This window comes from Novosphingobium naphthalenivorans NBRC 102051, assembly GCF_001590985.1.
Classification (GTDB): Bacteria; Pseudomonadota; Alphaproteobacteria; order Sphingomonadales; family Sphingomonadaceae; genus Novosphingobium; species Novosphingobium naphthalenivorans.
The window spans coordinates 84,344-102,249 of sequence record NZ_BCTX01000008.1; the positions used below are offsets into that span (position 1 = coordinate 84,344).

Annotated in this window: 19 protein-coding genes; 6 read left to right on the forward strand and 13 right to left on the reverse strand. The window is 62.6% G+C overall.

Features of this window, described 5'->3' with window-relative positions; translation table 11 throughout:
- Positions 1 to 70: 70 nt before the first annotated feature.
- Positions 71 to 304 carry a hypothetical protein gene (locus NN5_RS04605; RefSeq protein ID WP_067732840.1) on the reverse strand — a complete coding sequence of 78 codons (234 nt, stop codon included), beginning with the start codon at positions 302 to 304 and terminating at the stop codon, positions 71 to 73.
- A gap of 219 nt (positions 305 to 523) precedes the next feature.
- On the opposite strand from NN5_RS04605, the gene aspS reads away from it, so the two are divergent.
- From aspS to NN5_RS04630, 5 genes are all read left to right on the forward strand, one after another.
- Positions 524 to 2,308 carry an aspartate--tRNA ligase gene (gene aspS / locus NN5_RS04610; RefSeq protein ID WP_067732861.1) on the forward strand — a complete coding sequence of 595 codons (1,785 nt, stop codon included), beginning with the start codon at positions 524 to 526 and terminating at the stop codon, positions 2,306 to 2,308.
- 101 nt (positions 2,309 to 2,409) lie between these two features.
- Complete coding sequence (locus NN5_RS04615) at positions 2,410 to 2,646, forward strand: acyl carrier protein (RefSeq protein WP_007013838.1); 237 nt, start codon at positions 2,410 to 2,412, stop codon at positions 2,644 to 2,646.
- A gap of 157 nt (positions 2,647 to 2,803) precedes the next feature.
- On the forward strand, positions 2,804 to 4,063 hold the full coding sequence (gene fabF, locus NN5_RS04620) for a beta-ketoacyl-ACP synthase II (RefSeq protein ID WP_067732841.1): 1,260 nt from the start codon (positions 2,804 to 2,806) through the stop codon (positions 4,061 to 4,063).
- Positions 4,064 to 4,079: 16 nt separating this feature from the next.
- The gene (gene mltG, locus NN5_RS04625) at positions 4,080 to 5,054 is read left to right on the forward strand and encodes an endolytic transglycosylase MltG (protein ID WP_067732842.1); all 975 of its coding nucleotides are present in this window, start codon (positions 4,080 to 4,082) and stop codon (positions 5,052 to 5,054) included.
- Positions 5,051 to 5,599, forward strand: coding sequence for a 2'-5' RNA ligase family protein (locus tag NN5_RS04630; protein ID WP_245656230.1), 549 nt, complete (start codon positions 5,051 to 5,053; stop codon positions 5,597 to 5,599). The genes mltG and NN5_RS04630 overlap by 4 nt, the downstream gene beginning before the upstream one ends.
- Before the next feature lie 133 nt (positions 5,600 to 5,732).
- Here the strand turns inward: NN5_RS04630 and NN5_RS04635 are convergent, their stop codons facing one another.
- From NN5_RS04635 to NN5_RS04665, 7 genes are all read right to left on the reverse strand, one after another.
- Positions 5,733 to 6,572 (reverse strand): TorF family putative porin, encoded by an 840-nt coding sequence (locus NN5_RS04635; protein ID WP_067732843.1) that lies wholly within the window; start codon positions 6,570 to 6,572, stop codon positions 5,733 to 5,735.
- Positions 6,573 to 6,854: 282 nt separating this feature from the next.
- A complete protein-coding gene (locus NN5_RS04640) occupies positions 6,855 to 8,396 on the reverse strand; it encodes a SulP family inorganic anion transporter (RefSeq protein ID WP_067732844.1) in 1,542 nt (513 codons plus the stop codon).
- On the reverse strand, positions 8,393 to 9,082 hold the full coding sequence (locus tag NN5_RS04645; RefSeq protein ID WP_067732863.1) for a carbonic anhydrase: 690 nt from the start codon (positions 9,080 to 9,082) through the stop codon (positions 8,393 to 8,395). The genes NN5_RS04640 and NN5_RS04645 overlap by 4 nt, the downstream gene beginning before the upstream one ends.
- A gap of 245 nt (positions 9,083 to 9,327) precedes the next feature.
- On the reverse strand, positions 9,328 to 10,653 hold the full coding sequence (locus NN5_RS04650) for an ATP-binding protein (RefSeq protein ID WP_067732845.1): 1,326 nt from the start codon (positions 10,651 to 10,653) through the stop codon (positions 9,328 to 9,330).
- Entirely contained in the window at positions 10,653 to 11,378 is a 726-nt protein-coding gene (locus NN5_RS04655; RefSeq protein ID WP_067732864.1) for a response regulator transcription factor, read from the reverse strand. The genes NN5_RS04650 and NN5_RS04655 overlap by 1 nt, the downstream gene beginning before the upstream one ends.
- 124 nt (positions 11,379 to 11,502) lie before the next feature.
- Complete coding sequence (locus NN5_RS04660) at positions 11,503 to 12,126, reverse strand: hypothetical protein (protein ID WP_067732846.1); 624 nt, start codon at positions 12,124 to 12,126, stop codon at positions 11,503 to 11,505.
- Positions 12,126 to 12,413, reverse strand: coding sequence for a hypothetical protein (locus NN5_RS04665; protein WP_067732865.1), 288 nt, complete (start codon positions 12,411 to 12,413; stop codon positions 12,126 to 12,128). Before NN5_RS04665 ends, NN5_RS04660 begins: the two co-directional genes overlap by 1 nt.
- Here NN5_RS04665 and NN5_RS25630 point away from each other — a divergent pair.
- Positions 12,412 to 12,675 carry a hypothetical protein gene (locus NN5_RS25630; protein WP_157081006.1) on the forward strand — a complete coding sequence of 88 codons (264 nt, stop codon included), beginning with the start codon at positions 12,412 to 12,414 and terminating at the stop codon, positions 12,673 to 12,675. The two genes, NN5_RS04665 and NN5_RS25630, sit on opposite strands and share 2 nt — an antisense overlap.
- 471 nt (positions 12,676 to 13,146) lie before the next feature.
- On the opposite strand, the gene NN5_RS04670 is transcribed toward NN5_RS25630, so the two are convergent.
- From NN5_RS04670 to NN5_RS26760, 5 genes are all read right to left on the reverse strand, one after another.
- Positions 13,147 to 13,695 carry a hypothetical protein gene (locus NN5_RS04670; RefSeq protein WP_067732847.1) on the reverse strand — a complete coding sequence of 183 codons (549 nt, stop codon included), beginning with the start codon at positions 13,693 to 13,695 and terminating at the stop codon, positions 13,147 to 13,149.
- A 712-nt stretch (positions 13,696 to 14,407) separates the two neighbouring features.
- Positions 14,408 to 15,208, reverse strand: coding sequence for a hypothetical protein (locus tag NN5_RS04675; RefSeq protein WP_067732848.1), 801 nt, complete (start codon positions 15,206 to 15,208; stop codon positions 14,408 to 14,410).
- Positions 15,205 to 16,920 (reverse strand): hypothetical protein, encoded by a 1,716-nt coding sequence (locus NN5_RS04680; RefSeq protein WP_067732849.1) that lies wholly within the window; start codon positions 16,918 to 16,920, stop codon positions 15,205 to 15,207. The genes NN5_RS04675 and NN5_RS04680 overlap by 4 nt, the downstream gene beginning before the upstream one ends.
- A 306-nt stretch (positions 16,921 to 17,226) precedes the next feature.
- Positions 17,227 to 17,472, reverse strand: a complete 246-nt coding sequence (locus NN5_RS27245; protein ID WP_157081007.1) for a helix-turn-helix domain-containing protein — start codon at positions 17,470 to 17,472, stop codon at positions 17,227 to 17,229.
- 27 nt (positions 17,473 to 17,499) lie between these two features.
- Positions 17,500 to 17,906: type IV secretion system DNA-binding domain-containing protein (locus tag NN5_RS26760; protein WP_373280322.1), on the reverse strand; the 407-nt coding region annotated here is incomplete at its 5' end.

Here is a 17,906-nt window from a genome sequence, read left to right on the forward strand (position 1 = left end):
TGAAATGGGGCGTTACGCCTAACAGGGGAGGGGATCAACGCCCCGGTTAACGATTATACCGGGTCAAAGGCTATTTGCGGCGCAGCAGGCGCTGCAACAGGCTCGGTTTTTCGGTTGCCGCCAGTTCCGCGATGCTTTCCTGCGTAACAAGGCGGCGGCGCAATTGCGCTCCGGTGGTATGATCGGCCGCGGCGAATTCATCGTCGGGAGAGGCTTCCCCCGGCGCGTCGCTTTCCATCATCGATGTAATATCAAGGAGGAATTCATCCTCCTCGGCCGTGCCGTGCGCGAAATCCGCCGACATTTCCTGACTCCATGTGACCCGGTGTCTCAGGGATAACCAGTATCGGTTTATTTGGAGTTACCAGTTGGAGTTACCGGGCGGGGCTGCTGGGGGTTCCCGGCGCGCCGGTATTTGCGTGCTGGCGGCAATACGGCAAATCGGCATCTGGAAATCGCCGCGCCACTCGACTAGGGGGCTCGGCTTGCACATCCGTTATCAGTGAAGAAGCGCGAAACCGCCATGACTCATCCCTATCGCTCCCACACTTGCGGCGCCCTGACTGCGGCCGACGTCGGCCAGACGGTCCGCCTGTCCGGCTGGGTGCATCGCAAGCGCGACCACGGCGGCGTCCTCTTCGTGGACCTGCGTGACCATTACGGCATCACCCAGGTCGTTACCGATGCCGACAGTCCCGCGCTGGAATTGCTCGATTCGCTGCGGCTCGAAAGCGTCGTTACCATCGAGGGCAATGTTAAGGCGCGTACCGAAGCGACGGTGAATCCGAACCTGCCGACCGGCGCGATCGAGGTTTACGCGCGCAGCGCCACGGTGCTGTCGAAGGCCGAGGAACTGCCGATGCCGGTGGCCGGCGAGCAGGAGTACCCGGAGGATATCCGCCTCAAGTACCGCTTCCTCGACCTGCGGCGCGACACGCTCCACGCCAACATCGTCAAGCGCACCAGGATCATCTCGGACATGCGCAAGCGCATGGAAGGCATCGGCTTTACCGAATATTCGACGCCGATCCTGACGGCTTCGAGCCCGGAAGGCGCGCGCGACTTTCTGGTGCCGAGCCGTATCCATGCCGGCAAGTTCTACGCGCTGCCGCAGGCGCCGCAGCAGTACAAGCAGCTGCTGATGGTCGCGGGTTTTGACCGCTACTTCCAGATCGCTCCCTGCTTCCGCGACGAGGACCCGCGCGCTGACCGTCTGCCGGGCGAATTCTACCAGCTCGACCTCGAAATGAGCTTCGTCACCCAGGAAGAGATCTGGGAGACGATGGAGCCGGTGATTCAGGGCATCTTCGCCGAATTCGCCGAGGGCAAGCCGGTGACGCCTTCGGGCGAATTCCGCCGCATTCCCTATGCCCAGTCGATGCTGGACTACGGTTCGGACAAGCCGGACTTGCGCAACCCGCTGATCATCAAGGATGTCACCAGCCACTTCCAGGGCTCGGGCTTCGGCATTTTCGCCGGCATCGTCGAGAACGGCGGCGTGATCCGCGCGATCCCGGCGCCGGGTGCAGGCGCGGGCAGCCGCAAGTTTTTCGACGAGATGAACAACTGGGCGCGGGCCGAGGGCTTCTCCGGCCTGGGCTACATCAACATCAAGGACGGCGCGCCCGGCGGCCCGATCGCCAAGAACCATGGCGAGGACAAGACCGCCGCGCTGATCGAGGCTCTGGGCCTTGGCCCCAACGACGGCGTGTTCTTCGCGGCCGGCAAGGAAGAGCAGGCGGCCAAGCTGGCGGGGCTCGCCCGCACGCGCGTCGCCGAACAGCTCGACCTGATCGACAAGGACCGCTTCGAGCTGTGCTGGATCGTCGATTTCCCGTTCTTCGAATGGGACGAGGACAACAAGAAGGTCGATTTCGCGCATAACCCGTTCTCGATGCCGCAGGGCGGAATGGAAGCGCTGGCCGGGCAGGATCCGCTGACGATCAAGGCGTTCCAGTACGACCTCGTGTGCAACGGCTTCGAGATCGCCTCGGGCTCGATCCGTAACCAGAGCCCGGAGCTGATGGTTGCGGCGTTCGAAAAGGTCGGCCTGAGCAAGACGGACGTGGAAGAGCGCTTCGGCGGTCTCTACCGCGCGTTCCAGTACGGGGCTCCGCCGCACGGCGGCATGGCGGCGGGCGTGGACCGTATCGTCATGCTCCTGTGCGGCGCGCAGAACCTGCGCGAAATCACGCTGTTCCCGATGAACCAGCGGGCTGAAGACCTGCTGATGAGCGCGCCGTCTCCGGCCGAGCTCAAGCAGCTTCGTGAATTGCATCTGCGAGTGGTCGAACCCCAGAAGGGATGAACCTCTGGAAAGCTGCAACGCATGGCACTTGCCAGCACGCCCACCAGTCATTAGGGCGGCTGGCGAGATTTAATCCTCCGGATTTGTGAAGGGGTCAAAGAATGAGCGATACCGCCGATCGGGTTAAGAAGATCGTCGTCGAGCACCTGGGCGTGGAAGCCGACAAGGTTACCGAGGAAGCCAGCTTCATCGACGATCTGGGCGCTGACTCGCTCGACATCGTCGAGCTGGTCATGGCCTTCGAGGAAGAGTTCGGCGTTGAAATTCCGGACGATGCCGCCGAGAAGATCAGCACCGTCTCCGATGCCATCAAGTACATCGAAGAGAACAAGGGCTGAGCGAGGCCCTGCGTACCTGACCGCCGTCCGGTCCTATGGGCCGGGCGCGGAAAGGGGCGCAAACTTGCATTGAAATAGACAGGCTCGACCTCTAAGGGGGCGGGCCTGTTGCCGTTTAGGCCGGTTCTATCCGGCCGGCCGATTGTCGGAGAGCGTAATGCGTCGTGTTGTTGTTACCGGTCTTGGTCTCGTCACCCCGCTCGGGGCTGATGTGGAAACGACATGGAAGAACATCCTCGCCAGCAAGAGCGGGGCGGGGCCGATCACCAAGTTCGATGCTTCGGACCAGAAGTGCCAGGTCGCCTGCGAGGTGAAACCGGCCGATCATGAATACGGCTTCGACGCGGGTAAGCGCGTCGATCACAAGATTCAGCGCCAGGTCGATCCTTTCATCGTATTCGGTATCGATGCCGCCGGACAGGCCATCGAGGACGCGGGTCTGGAGGACATGGACGAGGCGACCAAGCTGCGCGCGGGCTGTTCGATCGGCTCGGGCATCGGCGGTCTGCCGGGTATCGAGAGCGAATCGCTGGTGCTGGCCAATCGCGGCCCCGGCCGCGTGTCGCCGCACTTCGTGCATGGCCGCCTGATCAACCTGATCTCGGGCCAGGTTTCGATCAAGTACGGTCTCAAGGGGCCGAATCACGCGGTCGTCACGGCTTGTTCCACTGGCGCGCACTCGATCGGCGATGCCGCGCGCATGATCCGCGACGACGATGCCGACATCATGCTGGCGGGCGGTGCGGAATCGACGATCTGCCCGATCGGCATTGCCGGCTTCGCGCAGGCCCGCGCGCTCAACTGCAGCTACAACGACCGTCCCGAACAGGCGAGCCGTCCTTATGACAAGGACCGCGACGGCTTCGTGATGGGCGAGGGCGCCGGTGTCGTTGTGCTCGAAGAGTACGAACACGCCAAGGCACGCGGCGCGAAGATCTACGCCGAAGTCGTCGGCTATGGCCTTTCGGGCGATGCCTATCATGTGACCGCGCCCGATCCGGAAATGGACGGCGCGTTCCGTTCGATGTCCGCCGCGCTCAAGAAGGCCGGCCTGACACCCGCCGATATCGACTACATCAATGCCCACGGCACTTCGACCATGGCCGACACGCTCGAACTGGGCGCGGTGCGCCGTCTGTTCGGCGATGCCATGGCCAATGTCTCGATGAGCTCGACCAAGTCGGCCATCGGCCACTTGCTGGGCGGTGCCGGTGCGGTGGAAGCGATTTTCTGCATCCTCGCCCTACGCGACCAGATCGTGCCGCCCACGCTCAACCTCGACAATCCCGACGAGGGTTGCGACGGCGTCGATCTTGTCCCGCACGTGCCCCGCAAGCGCGAAGTGCGCGCGGTGCTGAACAACAGCTTCGGCTTCGGCGGCACCAATGCCAGCTTGATCATGCGCAAGGTCGACTGAGAGCCGGAGCAGGACCATGATGTCCCGGCGCGGATGCGTTCTGGCTGCGGTTCTGGCCGCAGCCGCGCTGCTGGCCCTGTGGAGCTTTTTCGGCGGCTGGTATGCGTCCGGCCCGCTGGAGAAGGACCAGAACTTCGTCGTCCCCAATGGCGCGAGCCTGGCGGCCGTGGCCGAACGGCTTGAGGAAAAGGGCGTCGTCCGTTCCGCCGGCGGGTTCGCCCTGCGCGCCCGCATCTTTGGCGGCGGCAGCGGCATCAAGGCGGGCGAGTTCAAGATCCCCGCCCACGCCAGCGCCAGCCGGGTGCTGTCGATCATCTGCAGCGACGACGTTATCCGCCGCTTCGTCATGATCCCCGAAGGTATGCCTTCGATCATGGTGCAGGAGCGGCTGATGGCCGTGCCGCAGCTTACCGGAGAGGTCGCCGTGCCGGAAGAAGGCTCGGTCCTGCCCGACAGCTATGCTTTCGATGCGGGCGAATCGCGTGAGGCGGTGCTGCGCCGGATGCAGGCGGCGATGCGCCGGACGCTGGAGGAACTCTGGGCCCAGCGCGGGCCTGATCTGGCCGTGAAGACGCCGGAAGAGGCACTGATTCTCGCCTCGATCGTCGAGAAGGAAACCGGCAAGCCCGAGGAACGCCGGATGGTCGCCGGGCTCTATTCGAACCGCCTGAAGAAAGGCATGTTGCTGCAGGCCGATCCGACGATCATTTATCCGATCACCAAGGGCAAGCCGCTCGGCCGCCGCATCCGCCAGTCGGAGATCGAGGCGGTGAACGACTACAACACTTACACCATGACCGGCCTGCCCAGGCATCCGATCACCAATCCGGGCAAGGCTTCGATCGAGGCCGTGCTCCATCCGGCCAAGACCGATGCGCTCTACATGGTGGCGGATGGCAGCGGCGGACATGCCTTTGCCGACACGCTGGAGCAGCACAACGCCAATGTCGCCAAGTGGTTCGCGATCCGTCGCGAGCGCGGGGAGCTGTGAGCGCCGCCTCGGGCGACTGGATTGCGAAAGGGCCGCGGAAGCCCGGTGCTCCCCTGCTGATTACGGCGGAATTGCCGGGTGATGTGCTGGCCTGGACCGATGCCTTGCGGCGCGCCCACTATCCGCCCGAGCGCAACCGCCTGCAGGCCCATGTCACGCTGTTCCATGCCTTGCCGCCGTCGGTGGAGGAGGAACTGCTGCAAGTCCTGGGCGATCTGGCAAGAAACCCGGCGCCTCAGGCCCGGATCGAAGGGCTGATGAAACTCGATCACGGGACTGCGCTTGCCGTGGAAAGCCCCGTGATGGTGGACCTGCACGCGCAGATCGCCGAGCGTATGCATGGCCTGCTGACCGATCAGGACACGCGGCCGCTGCGGCTTCACGTTACGGTTCAGAACAAGGTCAAACCTGAGGCCGCGCGGGCGTTGCAGGCCCGGCTGGCGTCCGAACTGCGCCCCGCGTCCTTCCGTTTCCGGGGCTTCGGTCTTTATGCCTGGGAAGACGGACTGTGGCGCCCGATCCGTGTGATCGCCTTTCGGGGGTAGGGTGCGCGGCTGACAATGTGGCGGCGCGTGTTCAGACGATGCGGTTAGGCCCTTCACACAAGGAAGAACGCCCGGCTTTCCGGCCGGGCGTTCGGATGGCGGTCAAAACCGCCGGGGCTGTGCTCGCTAAGGCTCAGAAGCCTGCGGAAAGCGAGAACACAACCGTCGATCCGGCGATCGACGAGCCGTTCTTGGACGACGAGAAGTTCGGCTGAAGATAAGCCGTTTCCGACTTCGTGAGGTCGGTATCGATATAGGCCACACCCAGCGTCACAGGGCCGAGCACGTAGTCCGCGCCCAGCATCCAGTCCATGTACTTGCCGGTCGGCGCCGGGCTGGTGCCCCAGGGGCCGAGGCCGGGGTTGCCATCCGAAAAGCCGATGTGGCCCTTGAGGGTGAGGGCGGTGTTCGGGATACCCACGCTGGCGTCGGTCCAGAGGTACAGGTTGTCGTTCTTGTCGCCCGGGTTGTCATAGGCGGCCGATGCGGCGCTGTTGTACCAGGTGCCGAGCGCTTCCTGCTTGGGGGCATAAGCGACACCCACCATGATGTTGGCCGGGCCGATATCGCCCGAGAGCTTCACATAGGGTTCGGCGAAGTCGGTGGTGTCGAGGCCGCCGGGGAACATGTACCAGGTCAGGCCGACGTCGAGCGTGACACCGCTGGCGATCTCGGTGGCAAAGCCGCCGTAGATGTCGAGTTCCATGTTGGAACCGCCGAACGTGCCCCAGCCCGACAGGTTCGAGGCCCAGGTGCCGATATAGACGCCGCTTTCGTGCGAAACGCTCACGCCGGCCTGAACCGCCATTTCCTTGTCGGTCATGGAGACGCCGCGGAAGCGGTAGTCCGTCACCAGGGCGGCGCTGCCCGAGATGGTGATCGATTCGGGAATATCCTGCGCTGCGGCGGGAGCGGCAAACGCGAGGCAGGCGGTAGCAAGACTTGCGGCACCTGCAAGCAGACGAGTTTTCATATTGGGAACGCCCTCATGTTGATGTGATTTTTTTCGTTCCATCCTGCGGCCGGCGCGCCGAACCCAGCTTCGTGGCGAGCGCGTTTCACGCCGGCTGTTTTGGCCTACCGGGAACGGTTGTCGGCTCGCTTGCTGGCTTGTGACGAAATGTTTCCGCTATCCGCTTTGGCGTCCGCTCTGGCGAACCACTGGACAGAAAGCCGGGCGGACTTGCCTTCGCGAGTCCGCCCGGAGGTAGGGGGGACCGGACGTGAGGGTGCCCGGCCTCCAGATGAACGGGGCTTAGCTGCCGAGCGGAAGCGGGCGCAGGACCGACGGATCGCCGGTCACGCGGTCGCTATGGCCGCTCTGGCGGCGGCGCTGGATCCATTCGCCCAGCGTCTCCGCCGTGGTGTGATCCATGGCCTTCACATTGCCGAGGTCGAGGTGGACCGGGCGTCCTTCCGGCTGGCGCTCAAGGGCGGCATTGAGCCTGGTCAGGCCGACGAAAGTCGCCGCGCCGTGGATCTCGAGCCGGGTTTCCTCTTCCTCGTCATGCTGGTGCACCTTGAGGCGCAGTTCCTTCATGTGCGGCAGCAGTTCGATGGCCGTCAGCGCCAGGCCGACCAGCACTCCGGTGAGCAGGTCCGTGGTGACGACAAGAATGAACGTCACGGCCCAGACTACAGCGGGAAGGAAGCCGTGTGCCTTGAACAAGTGGCGCACATGCTTGAGGCTGACGAGCTTCCAGCCGGTGACGACCAGCACGCCGCCCAGCGCCGCCATCGGCACTTCGGCCAGCAGCCAGGGGAGAAGGGCGACGAAGCCCAGGATCCAGACGCCGTGCAGCATTGCCGAAAGCCGGGTTTTCGCTCCCGCCTGCACGTTAGCCGAACTGCGCACGATCACGCCGGTCATCGGCAGCGCGCCAACCAGGCCGCACAGCAGGTTGCCGACGCCCTGGGCGCTCAGTTCCTTGTCGTACTTGGTGCGCACGCCGTCGTGCATACGGTCCACCGCGGCCGCCGAAAGCAGCGTTTCGGCACTGGCGATGAAAGCGATGGCGAGCGCGGCAACGATAAGCGAGGGATTGGCCAGCGGCGCGAACCACCCGGCGGACGTCGGAAGAGCGAAGGCCGAGCCGATCGATTCGGGAACCTGAATGCGGGCGACATCGAGGCCCATGGTCCAGGCGGCCAGAGTCGCCGCCATCACGCCGAGCAGGGCTCCGGGGATCAGCGATAGCGATTTGGGTCGCAGCTTTTCCCAGCCGATCATCACGGCGATCGTCAGCAGGCCGAGCGTCAGCGCGAGTTCCGTCGCGGCGGCATCGCCGAAATCGAGGCCGAGCACGCGTGCGGGCATCATGGCCATGTTCTCGAGCCCGCTGGACAGGGGCTTTTCATCGAACAGGATGTGGAACTGGCCAATCACGATCAGCGCACCGATGCCGGCGAGCATGCCGTGAACGACAGCCGGACTGATCGCCCGGAACAGGCCGCCGAGCTTGAGGGCCCCGGCGACAACCTGGAACACACCGGCCAGCAGCAGAACCGGGCCGAGGGCTTCGAGCCCATGTTCCCGCACGAATTCGAAGACGATGACGGCAAGGCCGGCGGCAGGGCCGCTCACTTGCAGCGGGGAACCGGCAATAAGGCCGACGACGATGCCGCCGATGATGCCGGTGACGAGCCCCTTCTCCGGCGGTACGCCGGAGGCGATGGCAATGCCCATGCACAGCGGCATGGCCACGAGGAACACGACGATGGAGGCCGTGAAGTCACGGCCGAAATGGGCGAAGAGGCCGCGGCCTGCCTCGCCTGGAGCTGCAAGCGTTGCGCTCATTCGGCGGCCTCCGCGAACTCGGTGGCAATGCGCGTGCGCGCGGCCAGCGCGACCGGCAGATCGCGGCCTTCGCGCAGCGGCACGAATTCACCGCTGTCCCCGTCGAGGCCCAGAACCTGACCGGCGTGGATATCGACGAACCAGCCGTGCAGGGTCATCTGACCGCGCGCGATCGCTGCCGCCACCGCAGGATGAGTGCGCAAGTGGCTGATCTGGACAATGATGTTTTCGAGGCTGATCGCGCGGACGCGCTCCTTGCCGTCAAGGTCGCCGTGGCAGGAGCTGACGATATGTTCGGCTGCCGCTCCGTGGCGCAGCCAGGCGGCGACGTTGGGCATCGTTTCCAGGCCGGCCGGATCGCTCAGCGCCTTCATCGCGCCGCAGTCGGAATGACCGCACACGATGATGTCGCGCACACCGAGGGCAGCGACGGCATATTCGACCGTGGAGGTCACGCCGCCGTTCATGGTGGCGTAGGGCGGGACGATATTGCCGGCATTGCGGCATACGAACAGATCGCCGGGCTGGGCCTGCATGATCTGTTCGGGCACGATGCGCGAATCCGCGCAGGAAATCATCAGCGCCTTGGGCTCCTGGCCATGGGTGGTCAGCTTGCCGAACAGTTCGCCGTGTGCGGGAAATATCGATTTTTCGAAATGGAAAACGCGGCCGATCAATTCGTTCACGTCGCTTACCTTTCTGCGGGTCATTATCGACCGGGGCCCGATGCCGCCGGGATTGCCCAAGAGGTAGGCAGGCCGGTTTTCTTCCGTTGTTCGCGTGTGTAACGAAATCTTGCTGCGGCGCAGCAGGTGCGGAGCAGGGGCTCATGCCAAGGCGCTGAGATGCTGACGCATCACGCCTTGGAAATGCTCAAGCGCCGCACGGGCTTAACCAAAGCGCGATGAGTCAAGCTCATCGCGCTTTGGTGTCAGGCAGGCGCGAGGGGCAATCTGATCGTCGCGCGCAGGCCGCCTTCCGGCCGGTTGCGAAGGTCCAGCGTGCCATGCTCCATGCGCACGGCCTTGCGCACGATGGGAAGGCCCAGGCCCATTCCGGCCGTATCGCGGGCGCGGGAGGTGTCGAGCCTCACGAAAGGCTGAAGGGCATCGGCGATGCGCTCTTCCGGAATGCCCGGGCCATTGTCTTCGACAACGATCTCGGCGGCACCGCCATCCTGGCGCACATGAACCCGGGCGCTGCCGCCGTAATGGATGGCATTCTCGATGAGGTTCGACAGGGCCCGCCGGATCGCAACCGGCCTTACATAGACTTCAAGATGGGAAGCGCCGGAATAGGCCGCATCGGCACCATGGTCCGCAGCGGTATCGACCAGCGTTTCGGCCATGACGGCGATATCGATGCGCTCGGGCCGGATATTGCGTCCGTCGCTGTCGACATAGGCCTGCAGGGATTCGAGCAGCATCCGCATTTCGTCGATGTCGTGCGCCAGCCCTTCGCGGACTTCGGGGGCGACGGCGCTGTCGTCCAAGCGAAGCTGCATACGGGACAGCGGCGTCTTGAGGTCGTGGCCGATCGCCAGCATCGTCTGGGTGCGGTCGACCAGCGATTTATGGATGCGCAGCTGCATTTCGTTGAGCGCGCGGATCAGGCTGCGCAACTCGTCCGGGCCGCGCTCGGGCACCGGTTCGAGCGGGCCGGAGCCAAGCTGCCGCGTTGCTCCGATCAGGTTTCGCAGCGGTTTCAGTGTCGTGCGAAGCAGGACCCAGGCAAGCACGATCAGCAGCAGGGTGGGCAGCAACATGCTGATGATCCGCCCGGCAGTCAGTGTCCAGGCCGCATGGGCATGGGTGTGGAAGCGCAGGACGCTGCGGTCGGCAAGTTTGAGCGAGCCGCCGATATTGCCCTTGCCCGGCAGCTCCTCCAGATGCAGCTCCAGATCCGCATAGGCCAGTTCGGGTTCGATCTCGACCACTTGCGCGCGCAAGTTGGCAAGGCCCAGCGAGCCGCGCCGCCGGTCTTCGGGGGCCGTCCAGTCCAGCGTGAAATGTTCGGTGCTGAGCGCCCCGGCAAGGGCATCGCGCTCGCCGGGCGGGGCGCGTTCGAGCATTCGGGTGGACAGCACGAGGTTCTCGGCAATGCGCTGCGCATCGTCGCGCCGCAGTTCGAACGAGTTGGCGCGGTCGAACAGCAGGGAATTGGCCAGGAAGTCGACCACGATAACCAGCAGGAGAATGCCGAGCAGCCGCTCGGGCAGCCCGAGACGCCGGAATATCGCGACGAGGCGTCCGGCCATCAGTCGCGGGTCACTTCCGCCTTGAACATGTAGCCCACGCCGCGCACCGTCACGATCGGCGGTTCGCTGCCTTCGGCCTGCAGCTTGCGGCGCAGGCGGCTGACCAGAACGTCGATGCTGCGGTCGGAACTGTCGCCGATGCGGGAACGCGAAAGCTCCATCAGCCGCTCGCGCCCGAGCACGCGCAGCGGATAGCCGAGGAAAGTGGAAAGCAGATCGAATTCGGCCCCCGTGAGATCCACGATTGCGCCGCTGGGCGAGCGCAGTTCGCGGCGGGCCAGGGAAACCTGCCACCCGTCGAAGCGGATGATGTCCGGGGCGCGTCCGTCGGCGCTTCCGTCCAGGCCGATCTCGCTTCCTCCGCCACGGCGCAGGACGGCGCTGACGCGGGCGGCAAGTTCGCGCGTGCTGAAAGGCTTGGCGAGATAGTCGTCTGCGCCGAGTTCGAGGCCCAGCACCCGGTCTTCCTCGCTGCCTCGCGCGCTGACGAAGATGATCGGCACGTCGCTTTCGCGCCGCAGCTTGCGGAATAGATCGAAACCGCTCGTGCCGGGCAGCATGATGTCGAGCACGATGAGCTGGACGAACGCCTCCTTGAGCGTGACCCACATTTCCGCACCGGTCGCGGCGGTCAGCACATTGAAGCCGCTCTGCCGCAAGGCGCGCGCGGTCAATGTCCTCAAGGCGCCGTCGTCCTCAACCAGCAGGATGGTGGGGGGCGTCATCATCGAATCGTGGGGGGATCTGAGTGGGGGAGCGAGCGTCATCGTCTTTGCACTGGTTTGCCATCATATAGGTGCGAGGGCGCAGTCCGGCAAACCGCGCCCTGAACTTTCACCGGAAAGCGCTTCAATCACCGCTGCGGGAGCGTATCCGCTCCACGGCCTGAAGCAGCCCTGCCGCTTCGGCAGGGGCGAGGCCGCCGGTGATCGATCCGCCGTTTTCGTCCTTGAAGCGAAGCCGCCAGGGATCGCGGCTTTCGGGACGATAGGCTCCGGCGATTTCTTCCACCACCGAGCCCGGGATTTCGAAAACGAAGCGCGCATACTTGTTGCACGGCGCGGGTACGTCATCCACGCCGGGGCAGTCGTCGGACCAATGCTCCGCCACGAGGATGCCGGCCTGCTTCAGGCGTCCTTCGGCCTGGTAGTTGACGCCGACCATTTCGGGCCGGCGGCTGGGGTAGATCAGTTCGTGCCAGACCTGCCACCGTACCGCACCGCTCTGGCGGTCCACCAGGGCGCGCATGTGAACGTCGCTGGCATGGGCCCCGTCGATGCTGCGTCCGCGTTCCCAGGCCTTTTGCGTCGAGACCACGATGTGCGGTTCGAGGGCCTCGTCGTCGACGTGAATGCGCTCGGCAACGTCGGCAGGCGTCAGTTTGGCGAGCCCGCGCGGCAGTTCGTCGTAAGCTGCCGCGGAGCCGGCCCACCCCAGCGCGAGACAACTCGCCAGGGCCATGCGCAGCGGCATCACTGCATGGTCTCCCCCGCCTTGCTGCCCGCGGCTTCCGCCAGCGCAGGCGCATTCCGGCGCTCCTGCTTGGCCTGCACGATATTGTGGCGGCAGATCCGGCCCTTGGTCGGTTCGGGGTGGCAATTGGTCTGCGCTGCTGCCGCTTTGGCCGTTTTGGCCGGAGCGGGAAGCGGCGGATGTCCCTTGAGGCTTCTCACCGTATCGGCGCCGTAGGCCGGAAATGCGTCAGCAGGGGCAGGGGCCGCGGAAAGGCCTGCAATGGCCAGAAGGAATGCCGAAATCATGGCGATCTCCATTATGTGGTCGTTGTTTCCGCCAGATAAGGAAACCTCCATTTCGCGCCTCGTTCGAAACCGTAACGAAATGTTGCCAGACATCATTTTTACGCCGCAGTCCGCGCTGCCGCTGGAGCGGCAGCGCGAACGGCTGACAGGGGCAAGCTGGCAGGCGCAAAGGGAATGCAGGGCAGGCGGTAGTTCAGATCGCGCGCGCAGCATCCACCGGCGCCCTTGCCGGTATGGAAAACAGGTCTGTGAAAAATGGTAGCGGAGGAGGGATTGGCCCAACCCTCGTATCATACTGCAATTGATTATAAAAAAGCTCTAGAAGCTCAATCCGGCACCCCCAAATCCACCCCCAAATCAGCCAATTTCGACGAACTGCCCTCAGATGGCGATAAATTGAGTGTGCGTATTCGAGATCACGTCGACTAAGCCGAGAGCCTACGTCCCAGGCCCCCGTCCATGCCAACCAGAGCCGGACAGAGGTGGATGCGAGACAGCTGCTTTACAGCCTTCAGCACCGAATGCTGGCGTTTGCGTGGTGTCGGCTGCCGACCCATTTCAGTCATTCAGGCGCTGATTTTCGCGCTTTAGGAGCGGACGTTGCGATTCCGGCCACTCGCAACCAACTTGGGGCGTCTGCCGGGTCGGGCTTTGAAGGGTACCTTCCTGCACGACTTTACAGTTTGGTGTCAGGCGGCGACCAGCGCATGAACTGGTTTGGGTTTGATTGCAGTCAGGTCGGAATGTAAAGCGCGGCAACATAGCCTTGGATATGCTGTGGCCGCGAGAGGTCAGTGCTTAAGAACTCCAGCCCCCGGCGCAAAAGCGCAAGCGACCAAGTGACGATCTCATCGGTGAAGAGCACATCCTCGTCGTCAGGCGCGTCGACGATTTTCACCATTTCCTGGATATGGATTTTGTTCCGGTATTTGCGCAGGCGATGCATCTCCTCATAGATGTCGGCGCCCGCCGCATCCAGGACCTGGTACTTGCGCAGGATGTCGATGGCGATCGCGAATTTCTCAATCTTTGTATCTTCGATCTTGAGGCGGTCATCCTCCACAATGTTGGGGACACCCTCGAGGCAGAACTGCTGAGCGCGGTAGATGACCTCAATCATGGCAGCCTCGAGTATCGCGCCAGCCTGCAGCACGATCATCTTGGCAAAGCAGGCGTCCTCGTTCGCTTCGACTAGATCGCAGAGGACACGACAGTTGTACGAGAGATTGTCGCCGACCTTAAAGCGGCCGACGAAGTTGCAAGGTATTTCGATAGTCGCCATGTGAACTTCCCGGGGCGAGGTGGTACATATGGGGAGTGGAAGAACGCGTTTTCAAGAACATGGATCCACTTGCCACGGTCGCCCCTTGCCGCCCGCTCAGCCGCCAATTTGCGCTCCTCGGGAGCGGATCGTCTGCTTTCCCTTGCCGCACACGGAAGCCAGCCGCATTGCGACCTCATACCCTGGTGGCCTCGACCAAAAGGGTTAGCCTTAGTAAGACCTAACCGGCCTTTTGCCCCAAGACCCGTCATCCAACATAGAAGTGATCGCCCTTCGGGGTAGAAGCCCAAATCAACGATTCACCTCTTTCATTTCTTTTTGGGGGGCTTGCTAGATTTGCTAGGCTTTAGTTCCGGTGTATTGCCTGGCGTAGTTTTGTTGTCACGGCGCCGCTGATCCGGCTTCCCTGTTGACTTTGCAATCGGCTTTGGTCCTGGTTTAAGCGCCATAGATACTCTTCCGTTTTATTTTAAATAATTAATGCTACGTGCTAATTCTGACTAAGTTTTAGCACGCAGCGAAATTGTGCAATAGAGCACACGGGTTCTGGCTTGAGTCAAGGCCGGATAATTTTGATGCAGAACTCAACTCACAAAAATCGGTTGGCGGCGCTACCGACCAGACCCGGTCATTGCGATCGTCCACGGCGAATGTCCACTGCTGACAGAAGCTGCCGATTGAATACCGTGAACCAGCCGCCTCGGCAGTAGGCCTAGATCATGTCGATCTTCTCGACACGGTCTACCCAGGACACAGGGACTATGTCTGAGAAAACCATCCCGCAATCGAGCTTGAGGCGGGACGCACGGTAATCCGGGTACCCCAGCCAATAGCTCCAAACACGGAATAGGTCGTAGACCAAGTTCGGAAAGCCATCCGTCGGCATGCCGAAGCGATTGCATGCTGTAAGCGCAGCATCGCCTGGAACCAGCAGTGAAATGAGGTACGCATCGCCGTCCGCTGCCATTAGGACCTGGCCCTCGGAACCAAGCAAATGGTGCGAGACATGCCAATCGAACTCAGAGCCTTCCTTGAGGTAATGATTGAATCCGTTCACGAGGCCTGCCCGCGAGACCGTCAGATGCACTTGCCCTTCGCGCCTACCAGAGCGCATTCCTGGGCCGAATAGCTCTAACGCTGCTGGCAATGTGTGCGCAACCTCGTCCCATCGGGGATGCTGGCTCAAGGCGCGTTGCAGACGCTCGGTACGCTGCTGGACCCTGAGAGGCAGAAGGCCGTCTCGGCGAATAGACGCCAGCTCGTCGGCATTGACGCGTGTGCCATGGTAACCGCGTATCCGCTGGGACCGAAGCCAGTCGGTCATTACCGCAGAGAGAACCTGTTTATCCGCATGCGCCAGCACGACGTCCGCTGCATCCTCGATGAATTCAGGCTCTGCCGCCCCGACAATCTGGGCCATGTTGCCTGGCAGATAGGGGCGCAAAAGCTCCCATAAGCGCGGCCCCCATTCCGCATTGTCATCAAAATCAAAGATGGCGGCGCGTTCCGTCACAGCTCGGCTTCACATTGGGACTCGATCGATTGCAGTTCCGCAGCGATCCGCGTGCACAGGTCCGAAAAATGGTCCTTGAAGCTGCCGAAGTTAGCGATGGCGTCCTTTGCCGCTTGCGCCGCTTCGGTGCCTCTTGCGTGGCCCTGCAACTTCGACCGCAGCCATTGCGCCTCCCGCAGCCCCGACAGCTTCATCTGCTCATCCCGGTGGCGGCCGACATTCAGGAGCTTTTCCAACAATGCCAGCGTGCGGTCACTGTCGGTGTATTCGACCGATAACCGGTCAAGGCGCTGACGCAGGGGCTTTGTCTCGAAGCCTTCGACGACAAGCTTCGTGAGGTCCATGACGGCTTCGGCCCACTCATCCTTGCTCGCCGTCAGCGGAATGTTGGCCCGATCCATCAAATCGGAATCACGCAGTTTCCACCATTCAACCTTGCGGTCTCTCCATCGCCGGACAATGGACATGACTTCCTCGCGCGGGTGCCGGAACGTTACAAAGTCACCTTGGAAGTCATTGATGATGGCGCGCTCCGAGATGCCTGCCTGTGGCTCGACGTTGAAGGCCAGCCAGTGCAGCTGCTCCGTGTACGGCAGGGCACGCAGATCGCAGATATAGGCATGGACCTGACCCGCCTCATTCACGTCGTAGCCGCGCAGGTGCCATGCCGCCCGGCAACTCACTTCACGGTCTTTGATTGTGTATTTTTCGCGGTCGGTTTTGTATTTTGACAGCACCTCGGCCCGAAAGAAGGCCGGGGATAGCTCGAACGGCAGATCGTTGCCCTCCGCCTGAAAATAATTGGTCGTCGCTGCCGGGTCTGTGGAAATTTTGGCCAGTCGCTCATTGCGCCAATCATGCGCAATGAACTCAACGTACTGCTTGGACTTGTTCCCGCTCCAGCCATCCGTCACCCCCTGAAAGACCTGGTCAGCGCCACGGCGCGGGCGCATGATCTGGATACCGCGCGTGTAGGCACAGCGTCCGCAGTGACGCTGCCGATAGAAGAAATCGGCGGAATCGACATGGACCACGTCATCGATGTTGTCTGGCCAGCCATTGAATTCGCTGTGCTTCAGCAACGTGAAGTCGAACATGCGCACAAGCGAGCAACGTGCGATGGTCAGGTATTCCTCTAGCTCTTCCCAGGTAAACGAGACTAGCCGTACCTCTTCGCCACTGCGACCTAGCGTGACGGATGCACAGTGCCGAAGGTCACCGTGATCATCGAAGCGGCAATAGGCATTTTCCTCGGGTCGCCAGTGGACACCCGTCAGATGTGTGTATTCTTGATTGACTTCGATGTAGTCGCGCCCGTCGCCGCTCCATCCCTCAAACGTGCGCGCGAAAATGAGATCGCGCCCCTGATCAAGCGCCTTTGAGCCCCGGCGATGGTCATCCCGCTCGATCCACATCCCCCTGCGGCCACCGCCGGAGACATAGCTGGCGATGCTGACATAAGGATTGCAGCTCCATCGCAGCACGTCATCCTGCGATGCGGCCTTTAGCGCTTCATCCGGCACCACGATTGAATGAATGAACGTGTAGGGGCCGGACCCGTAAATGACTGTCTCGTCAGCGATGGCATTCTGCTTGAGGAACTTCAGGTGCTGACCGGCGCCGACCCATTGCAAGTATTGCGCATCATCAGACGGTAGCTCGTCGATCTTCTGGATCTTCTCGACGATTTTTTTGTGTGCGAAGCTGGGCATGCGGGAGCATTACCATACTCGGTTTCTCCGGGAAATTGGACTTTGCACAGGAACGCAAGCACTTAGAGCAGCTTTGGCGAAGTGCTGAGCGCCATCTGTCACGTCATTCAAGTTTTGGGTGTGGGCTCAAGCGAGCCGTGACCGGATGGCTAATTTGGGGAAGCGAGCGAGGTGCGATCCGAGGGTACTACGAGACCGACGGACACTTGGTGTTCCGCTTTCTACAGAAGCTGCGGTTCGCCACCACGATTGAGAACGGCAAGTAAGTCCCACTTTCAGCCCCAAAGCGCACAATGCGGGCTCCGTTCACTTCCGATGCCGCACAATCAACGCTTGAAGGCTGGCCACCGGTATCAGCGTAACGGACCCGATCTTGACGATCTCGATCTCCCCGGCGGCGATAAGCTCGTAAAGCTTCGATCGCCCGATCCCGGTCATGCGCACAGCGGTTGAGATGCGCACCGTCAGCGGCGCGAAATCGGCAGGTTTGCGCTTGCCAGAAGCCTCGTGGTTGGGATTGGCGGCAGAGCTGTCGCGAGGATCATCACGCATGGAATCGTATCCTTATCTGGGGGAGACTTAAGCGGGCCGCGAAGGCCGCAGCGGTTTGCCGGGACGGCTCTGCTGCCGCAGCGAACAGGCCCCCTCGTTACGACGCGGCCCGATGAGACCGGGGTTTGCCGTGGGCAGCTTGGGCTCGGCACTGGATGGCTCGGTGTCTTCGTCACTCTTCGCAGGCGGGACAAAAGGACGCGGCTCTTCCAGCGGAAGCTCGTGCTGTTCGGCGCCTTTCCCGTCCATCGGTGTGATCCGGACAGGCTCGGCGGTGCGATCAACAAACCCCGGTTGCGCGGCTTCGAAGCGCCGATACCGATCCCTGAATCGGACCACCGGAAGATCGCGCCCGAAACGAAGGTAGCCGGTGAGATTGGGAAGGTTGATGATCTCGGTCGGCATGACCAGCGGCCGGGTGACCTGCGCGCGGG

What these genes read in the sequence shown, in the direction of transcription:
- NN5_RS04605 (WP_067732840.1), bottom strand. Translation starts at nt 304, where the DNA reads ATGTCGGCGGATTTCGCGCACGGCACGGCCGAGGAGGATGAATTCCTC.
- aspS (WP_067732861.1), top strand. Translation starts at nt 524, where the DNA reads ATGACTCATCCCTATCGCTCCCACACTTGCGGCGCCCTGACTGCGGCC.
- NN5_RS04615 (WP_007013838.1), top strand. Translation starts at nt 2,410, where the DNA reads ATGAGCGATACCGCCGATCGGGTTAAGAAGATCGTCGTCGAGCACCTG.
- fabF (WP_067732841.1), top strand. Translation starts at nt 2,804, where the DNA reads ATGCGTCGTGTTGTTGTTACCGGTCTTGGTCTCGTCACCCCGCTCGGG.
- mltG (WP_067732842.1), top strand. Translation starts at nt 4,080, where the DNA reads ATGATGTCCCGGCGCGGATGCGTTCTGGCTGCGGTTCTGGCCGCAGCC.
- NN5_RS04635 (WP_067732843.1), bottom strand. Translation starts at nt 6,572, where the DNA reads ATGAAAACTCGTCTGCTTGCAGGTGCCGCAAGTCTTGCTACCGCCTGC.
- NN5_RS04640 (WP_067732844.1), bottom strand. Translation starts at nt 8,396, where the DNA reads ATGAGCGCAACGCTTGCAGCTCCAGGCGAGGCAGGCCGCGGCCTCTTC.
- NN5_RS04650 (WP_067732845.1), bottom strand. Translation starts at nt 10,653, where the DNA reads ATGGCCGGACGCCTCGTCGCGATATTCCGGCGTCTCGGGCTGCCCGAG.
- NN5_RS04655 (WP_067732864.1), bottom strand. Translation starts at nt 11,378, where the DNA reads ATGACGCCCCCCACCATCCTGCTGGTTGAGGACGACGGCGCCTTGAGG.
- NN5_RS04660 (WP_067732846.1), bottom strand. Translation starts at nt 12,126, where the DNA reads ATGCCGCTGCGCATGGCCCTGGCGAGTTGTCTCGCGCTGGGGTGGGCC.
- NN5_RS25630 (WP_157081006.1), top strand. Translation starts at nt 12,412, where the DNA reads ATGGCGATCTCCATTATGTGGTCGTTGTTTCCGCCAGATAAGGAAACC.
- NN5_RS04665 (WP_067732865.1), bottom strand. Translation starts at nt 12,413, where the DNA reads ATGATTTCGGCATTCCTTCTGGCCATTGCAGGCCTTTCCGCGGCCCCT.
- NN5_RS04670 (WP_067732847.1), bottom strand. Translation starts at nt 13,695, where the DNA reads ATGGCGACTATCGAAATACCTTGCAACTTCGTCGGCCGCTTTAAGGTC.
- NN5_RS04680 (WP_067732849.1), bottom strand. Translation starts at nt 16,920, where the DNA reads ATGCCCAGCTTCGCACACAAAAAAATCGTCGAGAAGATCCAGAAGATC.
- NN5_RS27245 (WP_157081007.1), bottom strand. Translation starts at nt 17,472, where the DNA reads ATGCGTGATGATCCTCGCGACAGCTCTGCCGCCAATCCCAACCACGAG.